The 15,112-nt window shown below is 69.4% G+C and carries 8 protein-coding genes and 1 pseudogene; 4 read left to right on the forward strand and 5 right to left on the reverse strand.

What is annotated here, in order from left to right; genetic code table 11:
• A pseudogene (locus ACYVL2_RS19755) lies at window positions 1–704 on the forward strand (hypothetical protein); the annotation flags it as partial.
• 258 nt (window positions 705–962) lie between these two features.
• On the opposite strand, the gene ACYVL2_RS19760 reads toward ACYVL2_RS19755, so the two are convergent.
• A complete protein-coding gene (locus tag ACYVL2_RS19760; RefSeq protein WP_460546529.1) occupies window positions 963–1,661 on the reverse strand; it encodes an alpha/beta fold hydrolase in 699 nt (232 codons plus the stop codon).
• Between the two features lie 145 nt (window positions 1,662–1,806).
• Here ACYVL2_RS19760 and ACYVL2_RS19765 point away from each other — a divergent pair, with 145 nt between their 5' ends.
• Window positions 1,807–4,938 carry a BTAD domain-containing putative transcriptional regulator gene (locus tag ACYVL2_RS19765; protein WP_460546530.1) on the forward strand — a complete coding sequence of 1,044 codons (3,132 nt, stop codon included), beginning with the start codon at window positions 1,807–1,809 and terminating at the stop codon, window positions 4,936–4,938.
• Here the strand turns inward: ACYVL2_RS19765 and ACYVL2_RS19770 are convergent.
• The 3 genes from ACYVL2_RS19770 to ACYVL2_RS19780 all read right to left on the reverse strand — a co-directional run bounded on the left by ACYVL2_RS19770 (window position 4,922) and on the right by ACYVL2_RS19780 (window position 7,293).
• A complete protein-coding gene (locus ACYVL2_RS19770; RefSeq protein ID WP_460546531.1) occupies window positions 4,922–5,671 on the reverse strand; it encodes an ABC transporter permease in 750 nt (249 codons plus the stop codon). The two genes, ACYVL2_RS19765 and ACYVL2_RS19770, sit on opposite strands and share 17 nt — an antisense overlap.
• Window positions 5,668–6,606 carry a DrrA family ABC transporter ATP-binding protein gene (locus tag ACYVL2_RS19775; RefSeq protein ID WP_460546532.1) on the reverse strand — a complete coding sequence of 313 codons (939 nt, stop codon included), beginning with the start codon at window positions 6,604–6,606 and terminating at the stop codon, window positions 5,668–5,670. The genes ACYVL2_RS19770 and ACYVL2_RS19775 overlap by 4 nt, the downstream gene beginning before the upstream one ends.
• Before the next feature lie 87 nt (window positions 6,607–6,693).
• Entirely contained in the window at window positions 6,694–7,293 is a 600-nt protein-coding gene (locus ACYVL2_RS19780) for a phosphoribosylanthranilate isomerase (protein WP_460546533.1), read from the reverse strand.
• A gap of 210 nt (window positions 7,294–7,503) precedes the next feature.
• Between ACYVL2_RS19780 and ACYVL2_RS19785 the strand changes: the two genes are divergently transcribed.
• Window positions 7,504–9,414 carry a carbohydrate binding domain-containing protein gene (locus ACYVL2_RS19785; protein WP_460546535.1) on the forward strand — a complete coding sequence of 637 codons (1,911 nt, stop codon included), beginning with the start codon at window positions 7,504–7,506 and terminating at the stop codon, window positions 9,412–9,414.
• Between the two features lie 140 nt (window positions 9,415–9,554).
• On the opposite strand, the gene ACYVL2_RS19790 is transcribed toward ACYVL2_RS19785, so the two are convergent.
• Window positions 9,555–11,018 carry a family 43 glycosylhydrolase gene (locus ACYVL2_RS19790; protein WP_460546536.1) on the reverse strand — a complete coding sequence of 488 codons (1,464 nt, stop codon included), beginning with the start codon at window positions 11,016–11,018 and terminating at the stop codon, window positions 9,555–9,557.
• Window positions 11,019–11,345: 327 nt separating this feature from the next.
• Between ACYVL2_RS19790 and ACYVL2_RS19795 the strand changes: the two genes are divergently transcribed.
• Window positions 11,346–14,633 carry a phosphodiester glycosidase family protein gene (locus ACYVL2_RS19795; protein ID WP_460546537.1) on the forward strand — a complete coding sequence of 1,096 codons (3,288 nt, stop codon included), beginning with the start codon at window positions 11,346–11,348 and terminating at the stop codon, window positions 14,631–14,633.
• The last annotated feature ends 479 nt before the right edge of the window (window positions 14,634–15,112 follow it).

A 15,112-nucleotide genomic window follows, 5' to 3' on the forward strand; every position in this document is an offset into this window, starting at 1 on the left:
TGCTGGGCACCTTCTACACCGACGACATGGGCTACTGGGAGGTGACCGGCAATATCTACGACAACGTGACCTGGTCGAGCGACGGCAGCGACAACCATCCGGCCGGCCCGAACCCGCAGTCCACGACCTCGGTCGACATTCCCTACTCCTTCGATCTCGACGACGCCGGCTGCGTACCGCAGGTCGTCGACCAGACCGCCGGAGCCGGCAAGGGACTGCGCGAATCCGACGGCAACTGCTCCGCACAACCGCCTTCCCCGGACCCGACCGAGGACCCGACGGAAGAGCCGACCGACGAGCCTACTGAGGACCCGACGGACAACCCGACCGAGCCCGGCGGCACCAACCTCAGCATCGGCGCGGGCTCCGACGGATCGAGCAAGGCCAGCGGCACCAGCTACGGCAACGTCCGCGACGGCGACATGGGCACCTACTGGTCGCCGTCCGGCTCGACCGGCCGCATCTCGATCAAGTGGGACTCCGAACTCACGATCGGCTCGATCAACATCCGCGAGGCGGCGGGCGCCGAAGGCAACATCGGGTCTTGGCAGGTCGTCGACCACGACACCGGCGAGGTCCTCGCCTCCGGCAGCGGCGCGGGCGTCATCAGCTTCTCGCCGACCACGCTCCGCAAGATCAGCTTCCACATCACCAGCTCGAGCGGCACCCCGAGGGTCGCCGAATTCGAGACCTACGCGGGATAGACCGCCACAGGAACGAGGAAGCCTCCTACCGCAACGGTTCGCTGCAACCGGATGCGGTAGGAGGCTTCCTCGTATCCACCTGGGCTCCGTTCCCTCGGCGGCGATCCGGGCGCTCCAGATTGCTGAAAAAAGCGTTCGGCCGCAATAATCGACCACGAGAGTCCTCCGATGTACAGCAGGGGCGCCCGCCGACGGTCTCACGCCGACACCGGAACCGACCACATGGTCGGGCGGGTGTCCCGCGCCGCTCGGGCCGGTTTACGCGCCGGCAGAGTCGCGCGATTCGTTCCAGATCCGGTGCAGCCGCTCCGCCAGCTCCCGCGGTCGTGCCAGCGCGACCATGTGCCCGCCGTCGATCTCGTCCCCGGCGATGCCGAGGCGTTCGGCGACGTGGGCGCGGGCGAAGTCCGGCGGGAAGAAGCGGTCGTCCCGGCAGACCAGGTACCGGGTCGGGACGTCGGGCCACTCCTTGAGAGGGGACGGCTCGTCCCATTTGCCGCCGCCTTGATTCCGGACGTGGTCGAATGACGCCTCGACCAGTTCGTCGGGGACCCCGTTGTAGAAGACCTCGATCTCCTGCTGGGGGGAGTCGAAGGTGATGCCGAGGTCGTCATGCCCGGTGGCGCTCCACCACTCGCCCGGGCTCTCCCTCGGCTTCGGGATCATCCCGGACAGGAACACCAGCAGGTCGGTGTCGGTGCGCGAGCAGACCACCGGTGCCACGAGCCCGCCGAAGGAATGGCCCACGACCGCCAGGCGCGGACGTCCGGCGCACTCGGCGACGACCGCATCGGCGTATTCCGAGATGCCGTTGGCTTCTTCCTCGATCGGCAGGTCGACCGCGATCACCTCGTGGCCGAGCGCGCGCAGCTCCGGTTCGACAAGGTGCCAGTCCCATGAGCTGCTCCCGCCGCCGTGGATGAGCACGAAGGTAGCGGGTGCGGCGCTGGTTTCCATGGCGTCTCCTCTCTCACGACGATTCCATCGGTTATGACGACCCGGCGGCGTGGAATTCATCGATTGCGCCTGGCCAAGCGTCAGACGGTTTCCGGGCCGGGTCCGCGGTCGGGGCCCGCCGTTCATACGTGGCAAGATCGGCTGCGTGAAGGTCGGGATACTTGGTCCATTCGAGGTTCGTACGGATGACGGCGTCTTGGCCGACGTGCCGGGCGCCCGCTTGCGCGGCCTGTTGACCGCCCTCGCGCTCACCCCGGGTCACGTGGTGACGAAGTCCGTGCTCGTCGACTGGATTTGGGGCGACCTCCCGCCGTCAGATGCGACCAATGCCTTGCAGCGCTTGGTTTCCCGGCTGCGAAAGGCGCTGCCTGAAGCGTCGGTCGAGGGGCGGAGGGGCGGTTATCGGCTGGCGGTGGAGCCCGACGCCGTGGACGCGGTGCGGTTCGAACGTCTCGTCGACCGGGCGCGCGGAGCCGAGGATCCTGAGCGGGTACGGCTGCTGCGCGAGGCACTCGCGTTGTGGCGCGGTGCGGCCATGCAGGATGTCGGGCTGTCGAGCAGTGCGGCGTTCGACGCGGCGGTGACGCGGCTCGAGGGCCTGCACTTGACCGCCGTGGAGGACCGGTTCGAGGCGGAGGTCAGCGTCGGCAACGGTGCGGAGCTGGTCGCCGAACTGACCGACATGGTGGCCCGGTATCCGCTGCGGGAGCGGCTGGTCGCCGCGCTCATGCGGGCGCTCGTCTCGGCCGGCCGCGACACGGAGGCACTGCGCGTGTACCGGCGCATGAGCGAGACCTTGGCCGACGAACTGGGCGCCGATCCTTCGCCCGAGCTGTCCGAGCTGCACGTCGCGCTGCTGCGCGGCGAGGTGGGAGGGCGCGAAGCGCCTCCGAGGACGAACCTGCGCGCCGAGCTGACCAGCTTCGTCGGCAGGGATGCCGACGTCGCCGCGCTGCGGGAGCTCATCGCCGAGCACCGGCTCACCACCCTGATCGGGCCGGGCGGTGCGGGAAAGACCCGGCTCGCCACGGAGACCGCTCGCACGCTGCTCGGCGACCTGCCGGACGGGGTCTGGCTCGTGGAGCTGGCGGCCATCGGGGCCGACGGTGACGTGGTGCAACCGGCGCTCGCTTCGCTCGGGCTCCGGGACGCGCTGCTCGGCGAGGCGCCCGACATGGAGCCGACAGACCGGCTCATCGCCGCGCTCCGCGAACGCGAGGCGCTGCTGATCCTGGACAACTGCGAGCACGTGATCGAGTCGGCGGCGGCGTTCGCCCATCGCGTGCTCGGCGAATGCCGGCGGCTGCGGATCCTGGCGACGAGCCGTGAACCGCTCGGCATCACCGGTGAGGCGCTGTGGCGGGTGATGCCACTGGCCTTGCCGGAGGGGGACGTCGAGTCGGGCGGGATCGCGTCCGCGCCGGCGGTTCGTCTGCTGCGGGACCGGGCGAGCGCGGTACGCATGGACCTGGTCGTCGACGCCCCGACGTTGTCGACCATGGCACGCGTCTGCCGGGCGCTGGACGGGATGCCGCTGGCGATTGAGCTGGCCGCGGCCAGGCTCCGCACCATGTCCATCGAGCAGTTCGCCGATCGACTCGACGACCGGTTCCGCCTGCTGACCGGCGGCAGCCGTACCGCGCTGCCCCGGCACAGGACGCTGCGCGCGATGGTCGACTGGAGCTGGGAGCTGCTGACCGACGCCGAGCGGACCGTCCTGCGCAGACTCTCGGTGTTCGCGGGCGGGGCGAGCCTGGAGGCGGCCGAGCGGGTCTGCGTCGGCGACGCGGTCGAGCCCGAGCAGGTGCTCGAGCTGCTCACGGCGCTGACCGAGAAGTCGCTGCTGGTCGCCGAGGACGACATCGCGCCGCGGTACCGGATGCTCGGCACGATCAAGGAGTACGCCGCCCAGCGTCTCGAGGAGGTCGGTGAATCGGACCTGGCGCGGCGGGCGCACCTGGCCTACTACACCGAGCTCGCCGAGACCGCCGAGCCGCGGCTGCGCCACGCGGAGCAGTTGCGGTGGCTCGCCGTGCTCAATGCCGAGCGCCATAACCTCATCTCCGCGATGCGCGGCGCGATAGCGGCCGGAGAGGCGCGGGAGGCGATGCGTCTCGCGGCCGGCACCGGCTGGTACTGGTGGCTCAGCGGGCACCGGGCCGAGGGCATCGAGCTGATCATCGCGGCCACTGAGATACCCGGTGAGGTCAGCGATGAGATCCGGGCGATGGTGTACGCGATCATCTCGATGTTCGCCACCTCCGGTCGGGCCGACGAACACCAGGCGGCGGAGTGGATCCACAAGGCGTTCTCGTTCGCCGAGCGCAGCGGGTCCGCCGATCCCCTGCTGGCCTTGGTCGTCCCGCTGGAGCGCATCGTGCGGGAGCCGGGCTCGTTCCTGCCCGCGTGGGAACCGCTGCTGGACAACGAGGACCCCTGGGTGCGTGCGCTCGCCCGGCTGCACCTCGGCAAGACCCGGGTGGTGCTCGGCCACGCAGGGCGGGACGCGGACGCATACCTTGAGCGGGCGCTCGCGGAGTTTCGGGCGATCGGCGAGCGGTACGGGATCTCCTTCGCCCTGACCGAGCTGGCCGACCGCATCGCCACGCGCGGCGAGTTCGAGGCCGCGTGCGAGTACTACGAACAGGCGATCGCGGTCGTGTCCGAGGTCGGCGCCGTCGAGGACGTGATCAGGATGCTGTCGGGGCAGGCTCGGCTGTACTGGCTGGTGGGCGACGAGGACGCGTGCGCGGCCGCGATCGCCGAGGCGGAGCGGCTCGCCGAGCGGGTCACTTGGCGGGACGCGCTGGCGGAGCTGGCATTGGCGAAGGCGGAGCTCGCCCGCTGGGGCGGCGACGCCGAGGAGGCCCGCCGGCAGCTCGATGCCGCGACGACCATGCTGGGCGACAAGGCGGTGAACTTGAGCTCGGTGACGGACCACCTGCTGGGCTACCTCGCCGACGATCTGGACGAGGCCCGTGAGCGCCACGGCGCGGCCTGCCGCGCGGCGGCCGCTTCGGGGTACGCGCCGATGCTTGCGCAGGCGATCGTCGGAGTCGCGGATCTGGCACTGCGCCAAGGGCACTGGCGGCAGGCGGCGCGGCTGCTCGCGGCGAGCACCGGCGTGCTCGGACTGCCGGATCGTTCCAACCCGGACGTGGCTCGCATCGAGCGGGAGGCGCGGAGCCGCCTCGGCGACGCTGGGTTCGCCGAGGCGGCTCGGGAGGGCGCGGAGGCGAGCTGGGATCAGCTGGTAGCGGTCACGCTCGCTTCTTGAACGTGGAGGACGCCCACAGATAGCCGGCGAGGGTGATACCGACGCACCAGGCGACCGCGGTGATCGCATCGGCGGTGTCCGGTGCGCCGGCCAGCACGCCGCGGATGGTCTCGATGATCGGTGTGAACGGCTGGTACTCGGCGAACTGCCGCAGTCCCGGCCCCATCATCTCCGCCGGGACGATCGCGCTGCTGAAGAACGGCAGCATGACCAGCGGCACTGAGGCGATGCCCGCCGTCTCCGGCGACTTGGCGAACAGTCCCAGGGCGATGGTGAACCAGTTGGCGGCGACGGCGAGCAGCACGACGATGCCCGCCACGCCGAGCCAGTCGAGGGGACCGGCCGTGGGCCGGAATCCGAGCAGGAAGGCGACCCCGACGAGGGCCGCGATGGCGAGCAGGTTGGTCAGCACTCCGGCGACGACGTGTCCGTTCAGCACCGCGCCGCGGGAGACGTCCATGACTTTGAACCGGTTGATGATGCCTTTGGTCATGTCGGCGTTGACCGACGTCGCGGTGGCTCCCAGTCCGTAGCAGACGGCCAGGAGCATCAGTCCGGGCGTGGCGTAGTCGATGTAGTCGACGCCGACGTCGAAGGCGTCCCCGAACATGTAGACGAACATCAGCATGATGATGATCGGCATCAGGACCGCGTTGAACACCGAGGTCGGGTTGCGGGAGATGTGTTTGAAGTTGCGGCGCAACATCACCGCCGAGTGGGATTTGGCGCTCATTTCGCTGCCTCCGTGGTGTGGCCGGTCAGGGCGAGGAATACGTCGTCGAGGTCGGGTGTGCGCACCGAGAACTCCTCGGCATCGAGTGAGTACTCGTCGAGCCTGTCCAGCAGTGCTCGCAGGGATCTGGTCCCAGGGTCGCCGGGCACTCGCAGAGCGAGTGCTTCGTCGTCCCGCGTGGCGTCGGGAAAGATCCGCGCGGCCGTGTCGAGTTCGGCGACGGTGGTGAACCGGAGCCGGACGTGCGTTCCGGGGATCCGGCGTTTGAGGTCGTCGGGGGTGCCTTCGGCGACCAGGCGGCCCTGGTCGAGCACCGCGATCCGGTCGGCGAGCTGGTCGGCCTCCTCGAGGTACTGGGTGGTGAGGAAGACGGTCACGCCGTCGGCCACGAGCTCGCGGACGATGTTCCACATCGTGCGGCGGCTGCGCGGGTCCAGTCCGGTCGTCGGCTCGTCCAGGAAGATGATCCTCGGGTCGCCGATGAGGGTCATGGCCAGGTCGAGCTTGCGGCGCATGCCGCCTGAGTAGGCGGACACCGGCTGCCGCGCCGACTCGGTGAGGTCGAACCGTTCCAGGAGCTCGGCGATGGCCCGTGTGGACTGGCCGGAGCTCAGGCCGTTCAGGTCGGCCATCAGCCGCAGGTTCTCTCGGCCGGTGAGGAGCTCGTCGACCGCCGCGAACTGACCGGTGACTCCGATCGCGGCGCGGACCGCCTTGGTCTCGGTGGCGACGTCGTGGCCGGCGACGCGTACCGTCCCGGCGTCGGCCCGCATCAACGTGGTGAGGACGTTGACCGTCGTCGTCTTTCCCGCGCCGTTCGGGCCGAGCAGGGAGAAGACCGTGCCCGCTCGGACCTCCAGGTCGATGCCGTCGAGGACGGTCCTGTCCCCGAATGTCTTCCGCAGCCCTGAGGCCGCGATCGCTGTTTCCGTCATGCGTCCACCGTCGCGGGGCGGCCTGTCACGGCCCTGCCGTGGCGCTGACACGACCGCTGACACGGCGCTGCCGGACAGCTCGCGGTGTCAGCCGGCGGCCTTGGCGTTCGCTACGAACCGGGCGATGAGTTCGGGGTCCTTGACCCCGCGTCGCGCCTCGACGCCGGAGGAGACGTCGACGCCCCAGGGCGCGGCTTGAGCGATCGCGTCGGCCACGGTGTCCGGGTCGAGGCCGCCGGCCAGCATCCACCTGCCGTCCGGGCGCGGTTGCAGGCGGCTCCAGTCCCAGGCCCGGCCTGAGCCCGGGCGCGGCGAGTCGACGATCAGGTAGTCCTCGCCGAAAGCGCCGAAGGCGGCGTCGCCGAGTGCGGCGGCCGGGACCGCCCGGACCCGCTCGGCCGGGAAGCCCTCCAGCGCTTCGAAGTCCTGCCGCCGGTAGTCGCCGTGCAGCTGGACGGCCTTGACGCCCGCGGCTTCGGCTTCCCTGCGGATGGTCTCGACCGGTGCGCCGGCGAACACGCCGACGGTGAGCACGCTCGACGGGACCGTCGCGGCCAGGTGGCGCGCGCGTTCCGGTGTCACTCGCCGAGGGCTGGGGCTCAGGAGGAATCCGAGCGCGTCGGCGCCGGACTCGACTGCGGCGGCGACATGTTCGGGCTCGGTCAGGCCGCAGATCTTTACGAACACGGAAGCACCATAGCGCGCCGTGGCAGGGCGGGCGAGCGGCCGGTCCGCGCGATAGTGCGATGGGGAGGCGACGAGAAGAGCGCACGGCGCCACCCCTTGCGCTCTACCGGCGCCACCGATACATTCATTGAACTATCGGAATATCGTCCGAAACTTTCAGCGAAGAAGCTCGGAGGCGAGATGCGACCCGGATTGAAAGCGGTTGCTGCCATGGGGTTGGTCGGCCTGGCGGCCACCGTCACCAGTGCGGCACCGAGCCAGGCACAGACACCGGAAGACGTCTTCACCAGCGACTTCGAGAGCGGCACCACCGAAGGCTGGATCAGCCGCGGCAGCGCCGAACTCGAAGCCACCGCGGCGCGAGCGCACTCCGGTGAGTACAGCCTGCTCACCACCGGCCGCACCGCCGGCTGGCACGGACCGGCCCACAACCTCCTCGACGTCCTCGAACCTCAGGCGGTCTACCGGTTCGAAGTCAGCGTCCGACTCGCCGACGGCGAGGCGGAGGCGCCGATCGCGCTCACCATGCAGTCGGTGCCCGAGAGCACCGGAGAGACCACCTGGAGCCGGATCGCTTCGGCCCCTTCGGTCACCGACACCGGCTGGACCACCGTCACCGGCGAGTACACGCCGCCCGAACCGGCCTTCGAAATGCAGTTCTACGTCGAGAGCGGCAGCGAGACGGCCTCCTACCACATCGACGACGTCACCGTCACGATGCTCCAGCCCCCGCCGGACACCGAGCTCCCGCCCGAGGCCGCCGCCACGGTCGACTTCGGCGCCGACCACCAGCGCATCGACGGCTTCGGGTTCTCCCAGGCGTTCCAACGCGCCGCGGTCATGAACGGACTCAACGGACTCACGCCCGAACACCAGCAAGAGGTCCTCGACCTGCTGCTCGACCCCGAGACCGGAGCCGGGTTCAGCATCCTCAGGCTCGGCATCGGCTCCTCGAGCGACGACGAATACGACAAGACGAAGTCGATCCAGCCCGAAGACCCGGGCGGACCCGACGCCGAACCGCAGTACGTCTGGGACGGCTACGACGGCGGTCAGGTCTGGTTGGCACAGCAGGCGCAAGAGTACGGCGTCGACCGGTTCTACGCCGACGCCTGGAGCGCGCCAGGATACATGAAGACCAACGGCGACGACGCCAACGGCGGCGAGCTCTGCGGCCTGCCCGGGACCGACTGCGAACAGGACTGGCGTCGGGCCTACGCCGAGTACCTGATCCAGTACGCGAAGTTCTACGAGCAGGAGGGCATCGAGATCACCGACATCGGGTTCACCAACGAACCCGACTACACCACCTCGTACGCGTCCATGCGGTTCGACTACGAGCAGATCAACGATTTCGTGCAGGTCATGGGCCCGACCATCGACGAATCCGGGCTCGACATGAACCTGGTGTGCTGCGACTCCTTCGGCTGGAACGAGCAGACCGGCTACACCGAGGCGATCGAAGCCGACCCCGAGGCGTCGCAATGGGTCGACATCCACGCCGGGCACAGCTACGCGTCGGCCTCGAACCACCCGCTCCCGACCGACGCGACCACCTGGATGTCGGAGTACGCGCTGTCGGCCAGCGAGACGTTCAACCCCGCCTGGGACGCCGGAGGCGGCAACTCCGGACTGGCGCTGGCCAACCACATCCACGACACCATGGCGAAGGGCGAGGTCAACGCCTACATCTCGTGGTTCGGCGCCTCGCTCGACAACACCGCCGCGCCGATCCAGCTGGACGGAGCGGACTACAACGTCTCCAAGCGCCTGTGGGCCACCGCGGCCTACAGCCGCTTCGTCCGCCCCGACGCCTACCGGGTCGATGCCGGGACCGGCGGGACGCTGCTGAAGATCTCGGCCTACCGGAATGCCGACGGCAGCCGGGTCGTCAACCTCATCAACAACCGCGACTCGCAGGCGAGCGTCGACCTCGAGCTGGACGGCGTCAAGCCGGGCACCTGCATCACGACGTACGTGACCGACGAGGAGCACTCGCTCGAGGAAGTCGACGACTCGAGGTTCAACCGCTCCGGCACGACCGTCGACCTGCCGGGCCGATCATTGGTGACCTTGGAGATCGCCGCGTCGCCGCGCTGCGGCGGCGTCCACGGCCGGTGACGTCCGGCCCTGCCGCCGGGGCCCCGCCGCGCGGAGCCCGGCGACGTCTCCGAGCCGGGAGCGGGGCATCGGCCGCCCCCGGCTCGGTCCCAGGCACGGCCCGGTCTACAGCCACCGGTGCCTAGCCGGCGGCTGCGGGACTAAGCGAGCTGCCACTGCTGGACGGCGTTGCCGTTGCAGGTCCACTGTCGGACTTCGGCGCCCGGTTCGGTGCCCCAATTGTAGTTGTCCAGGCACAGCCCGCTGTACCGGTTGACGAGATTGACGTAACCGCCTCCGGCGTCGACGACCTCCCACTGCTGGACCGTCTCACCGTTGCAGGTCCACTGCCGCACCTCCGCTCCGGGCTCGGTCCCGAAGTTGTAGTCGTCGAGGCACAGGTTGCTGTAGATGTTGCTGATCACGTGGTAGCCGTTGCCGAGGTCGTTCAGGTACCAGTCCTGCACGGCCTCGCCGTTGCACGTCCACTGCCGCACCTCCGCGCCCGGATCGGTGACGAAGTTGTAGTCGTCCAGGCAGAGACCGCTGTGGCGGTTGACGATCCGCTGCGAAGACGGACCGGACTCGCCGGACGGTCCCGCCAGGACCGTGTTGGTCGAGACCGGAACGCCCAGGTCCGGCGTGCCGTCGGCGTTGAACGAGATCTTCTGGACGCGGGTGGTGCGGGTCGTGCCGCAGCCGTCGGATGACGAGTCGTTGGCGTGGTAGGCGATCCACGTCTCGGTGCCGTCCGGCGAGGTGAAGAACGAGTGGTGCGCCGGGCCGTACACCCCAGCGGCGTCGTTGCGCTCGAAGATCGGGTCCGGGAACTTGTACCAGGAGCTCATCTGCAGCGGGTCGCCGCCGGTGTACTCGAGCATCCCGATCTTGTAGTTCGGGCCCCAGCACGCGCTGGCCGAGTAGGTCAGGAAGGTCCGGCCGTTGCGGTACAGGGGGAACGTTCCCTCGTTGACCTCCCCATCCTGGGTCTCCCAGGGCAGCACCGGAGCCGAGATCCGACTGCCGTGGCCGGCGGCGGTCCAGGGGTTGGCCATGGGGGCGATGTAGTTGGACTGCAGTCCGTCGGCGTGGAACGCCGAGAAGGTCATGTAGAGGTCCCCGTTGATGTGCATCGGGGCCGCGTCGATCGCCCATTCGTTGTTCGGCATCAGGTCGAGGATGCCCATGACCGTGTAGGGGCCCATCGGGTCCGAGCCGGCGCTGCGGGCCACGTGGGTGCGGCGCGGCAGGTCGCCCTGCTCGACCGAGTAGTACAGGTACCAGCGGCCGTCGATCATCTGCAGGTGCGGGGCCCACATCGTGTCACCGCCGGTCTCGACCACGACCTGCTCGGGCGCTCCAGTGAGGCCCGCGATCGTCGGGGATTTGCGCATGACCACCTGGGAGGCCCAGGTCGTGGCGACGTAGTAGTAGAAGCCCTCGTGCTGCACGAGCGTCGGGTCGGCGCTGTTGGGCACATCGACGACCGGGTTGGTGAACGACGTGCCGGGCGCCGCCTCGGCCGGTCGCGCATCGACGGCGACGTACAGTGCCGCGACGAGGACAGCGGCGAAAAAGAGGCTCGAGGTTCTTCGGACTGCGATTCGGAACTGGGCGACCTGCATGGTCACTCCTCCTATTGGGTCGGTACGCGGCAGTCGAGCCGGCTCGCTCGCCGAAGCCGCGGCCATCAGGGCATGTTCACGCTAATATCGAGCTCGAACGGGAGTCAATGTATTGACATGAATAAATCCCATGGTGCTTGGCGCCGGCCCTCCGCTTCTCTAGTCCTTCTCAGGCAAGATCGGATTCGCGCAGAATTTGGAGAATATTTCCAACTTTTGTCCTTTCCGCGAAGCGTATTTGCATGAGATCTTGTGGGGGACGACGAACAGCGGCCCGCCGTACTGCCCCGAGAGCGGCGGCCGACGACCCGAAGGCTAGGTCCCATCGTGCGAACGACCCCCTGGATCCTCACGGCTGCCGGATTGCTCGCGGCGCTCCTCTCAGTCCCAGCCGCGGCCCAGGACGCGACCCCGGACTCCATCACCGTCGACAGCGAGACCACGGTCCTCGCCCCCGGCATCGCCCTCGAGTCGTTCGACCGGTGGGAGGACCAGGGCTGGCTGCGCGCCGACGCCGCCACCGTCGACCTCACCGCCGACGTGCGGCCCGAGTACCTCTCCCCCGGTTCGGTCGCCGACTCCGCGCCGATCCGCGAACAGGTCGAAGGCCATGAGGACGTCGTCCTCGCCTTCAACGCCGACTTCTTCGACATCAACGACACCGGCGGCCCCGAAGGCGTCGTCATCGAAGGCGGCGAGCTGGTCAAGTCCGCCGACAACGGCACCGCCAACACCGTCGCCTTCGACGCCGAGGGCCGGGGCTCGATCCAGGCGATCGGCTTCAGCGGCACCGCCGCTACGGACACCGGAACGCTCGACCTCCACGGGCTCAACACGACCAGGCTCCCGGCCGACCGGATCGGCCTGTACACGGCCGAGTGGGGAACCGCCGACCTGGACCGCGTCACCGACGGCGCCGCCGATCGAACGGCCGTCACCGTGGTCGACGGCGTCGTCACCGCCGTGACCGACGCCCCTGAGGAGGGGGCCATCGCGGGCGACGCTGTCGTCCTCTTCGGACGCGAGACCGGTGCCGAAGCCCTCGCTGCGCTCGCCGTCGGCGACGGCGTCGCCGTCGACTTCTCCCCCGTCACCGACGGGTCGGTCCCCGAGACCGCGGTCTCGGGCCGTCAGATCCTCATCGAGAACGGCGAAGTGGTCGACTACACCGACCGGGCCCGCCACCCGCGCACCGCCGTCGGCTTCTCCGAGGACGGACAGACCATGTACGTGGTCACCTTCGACGGCCGCCAGGCCGCCAGCGGCGGTTACACGCTGAACGAGGTCGCCGAGCAGCTCCACGAGATGGGCGCCCACAGCGCGCTGAATCTCGACGGCGGCGGCTCCTCCTCCCTGCTCGCCCGCGCGCCCGGCACCGACGAGCTCATAGCCGTCAACAGCCCCTCCGACGGCCATGAACGCTCGGTGGGCAACGGCCTGGCGCTCACCGTCCCCGCGGGCGACGGCAAGGCCACCGGCTTCGCGGTCGAACCGCAGGCGCCGTTCGACCCCGGCGCGATCGCCCCGGCCGACTACAGCCGCGTCTTCCCCGGACTCAGCCGTCAGCTGTCGGCCGCCGCCCACGACGCCGCGTACGCGCCGGCAGAGGCCACGCCGCGCTGGCGGACCACGCCGTCGTGGTCGGGCCACGTCGATTCCGGCGCCGTCTTCCACGCCGGCCGCCACTCCGGGACCGTCACCGTGACCGCCCGGTCCGGGCGGGCCAGCGGATCAGTCGAGATGACGGTCCTCGGCCCGCTCGCCGAGATCGAGGCCTCGCAGCGGCTTCTGTCCCTGCCCGGCGCGGGCGCGACGTCCGCGCTCCAGCTCATCGGCGCCGACGCGGCGGGCTTCACCGCGCCCATCGACCCGGCCGACGTCGAACTCGAATACGACGAGAGCCTGTTCGCGATCGACCCGGACGGCCTCGGCGGCTACACCGTCACCGCGAAGACCGACAGCGGATCGGGAACGGTGACGCTCACCGTCGGCCGCCACACCACGAGCCTCGCGGTCACCGTCGGACTCACCGAGCGGGTCGTCAGCGACTTCGCCGACGCCGAGCAGTGGACGTTCTCGGCCGCCCGCGCCACCGGATCGGTCGCGCCCGGCACCGGACACGACGGCGACGGGCTCACCATGAGCTACGACTTCACGCAGTCCACCGCCACCCGCGCCGCCTACGCCTGGCCCGCGGACAGCATCCCGGTAGAGGGCCAGCCGCAGCGGTTCGGCATGTGGATCCACTCGCAGGGCAACGGCGAATGGCCTTCACTCCATCTCAAGGACGCCACCGGAAGCAATGTCGTCCTGCGCGGCGACTATCTGACATGGGAAGGCTGGCGCCGGGTCGAATTCGAGGTCCCCGAAGGCACCAGCTACCCCGTCGAGGTCTACCGCTTCTACGTCGCCGAGACCGGGCCGACCGCGTCCTACCACGGCGAGATCACCATCTCGGACCTCGTCGCCCATGTGGCGCCCGACGTCGAGCTGCCGGCCGACGAGAACCGGCCCGACCCGCTCATCACCGGCGACCTCGACGGCGCCGACTGGACCTTCGCGGTCATGTCCGACGCCCAGTTCGTCGGCGAGAACCCCGACAGCCCCATCGTCGAATCCGCCCGCCGAACCCTGGCCGAGATCAAGGGCTCCGAGGCCGACTTCCTCGTCATCAACGGCGACCTGGTCGACGAGTGCGAGAGCGAGGACCTCGCCTTGGCCGAGCAGATCCTCGACGAGGAGCTCGGCGACGCGATGGAGTGGGTCTACGTGCCCGGCAACCACGAGGTGATGGGCTGCGACATCGACGACTGGTCGGCGGCCTTCGGGCCCGCCTACCGGACCTTCGACCACGGCGGCACCAGATTCGTCACGCTCGACACCTCCGGGCTGACGATTGGCGAGGGCGGCTGGGAGCAGATCGTCATGCTCCGCCGGGCGCTCGACGAGGCCGCCGACGACCCCGACATCCACTCGGTCGCGGTGGTCGCGCACGTGCCGCCGCACGACACCAGCCCGCAGCAGGCCAGCCGGCTCGGCGACCGGCTCGAGGTCGCCGTAGTCGAGCGGTGGCTCAGCGACTTCGAGGCCGCCGGCGGCAAGGAGGCGGCCTACATCGGAGCGCACGCCGGCTACTTCGCCGCCGACCACACCGACGGCGTCGCCTACTGGGTGAACGGCAACTCCGGGAAGGCCCCGCACGGCACCGCAGCAGAGGGCGGCTTCATCGGCTGGACCGAGTTCGGAGTGAACGAGGCCGGGTCGCCCTGGCGGTGGGGACACGGGGAGCAGTGGCTCTCAGCGCAGGTCCGCCCGCAGGTCGACGCGCTCGCGATCGAAGCGGCGAGCCTGTCGCCCGGCGAGACGATCGAGATCGACGCCTCCCTGAGCCAGGGCGAGACGGTGATGCCGGTCGGCTACCCGATGAGCGTCGAATGGGCCGGCTCGCGCGATCTCTACGTCGGCACGAACCCGCCCGGGCCGCTGCACTGGTGGCGCTACGACGCCTGGTTCGACCCGGAGACGAATGAACTGCGGGCATGGCGGCACGGCGAGGTCGAGCTGACCGCGATCGTCAACGACGTGGCGGCCACCGGCACGATCACCATCGGATAGTCGGCACCCGCAGAGCACGGACCAGGATGCCGCACAACGCATCGTCGGCGAGAACGAACCACTGTCGAAACAGTTGCGATCGCCTACCCGGCGGCGGGCCGCTCAGTCGGTCCGCTGCCGTTCGCCACAGACGTGGCCGCACCGCGTCCGCTTCGGACGATGCATCGGATCCCAGTACTCGGAAGCGGCTGTGCCACAACAAGCGGTTGCATCCTGAAAGTTTCTGAAATTTTCGCGAGAACCTTGACATGTCGTCCGAAACTCGGCGAACATCAAAATATCGGAGACTATCAATATCTGTTTGGGAGCGCTTCCCGGTTGAAACGATCCACAAACTGTTTTCGCGCGAGTCGACACACCCGATAGCACCTCCCCTTCAAGGGCCGCTGGAGCGGCCGGGGCCACGAAGAACGAAGGACATCGAATTATGCAAGTACATCGAAGGCGTAGGAGACTGGCGGTCACCGGCATGGCCGTCG

Source organism: Glycomyces halotolerans (assembly GCF_054779575.1).

Coding starts and splice junctions, on each gene's coding strand:
- ACYVL2_RS19770 (WP_460546531.1), bottom strand. CDS start 5,671: ATGAGCGCCAAATCCCACTCGGCGGTGATGTTGCGCCGCAACTTCAAA.
- ACYVL2_RS19775 (WP_460546532.1), bottom strand. CDS start 6,606: ATGACGGAAACAGCGATCGCGGCCTCAGGGCTGCGGAAGACATTCGGG.
- ACYVL2_RS19790 (WP_460546536.1), bottom strand. CDS start 11,018: ATGCAGGTCGCCCAGTTCCGAATCGCAGTCCGAAGAACCTCGAGCCTC.
- ACYVL2_RS19785 (WP_460546535.1), top strand. CDS start 7,504: ATGGGGTTGGTCGGCCTGGCGGCCACCGTCACCAGTGCGGCACCGAGC.
- ACYVL2_RS19760 (WP_460546529.1), bottom strand. CDS start 1,661: ATGGAAACCAGCGCCGCACCCGCTACCTTCGTGCTCATCCACGGCGGC.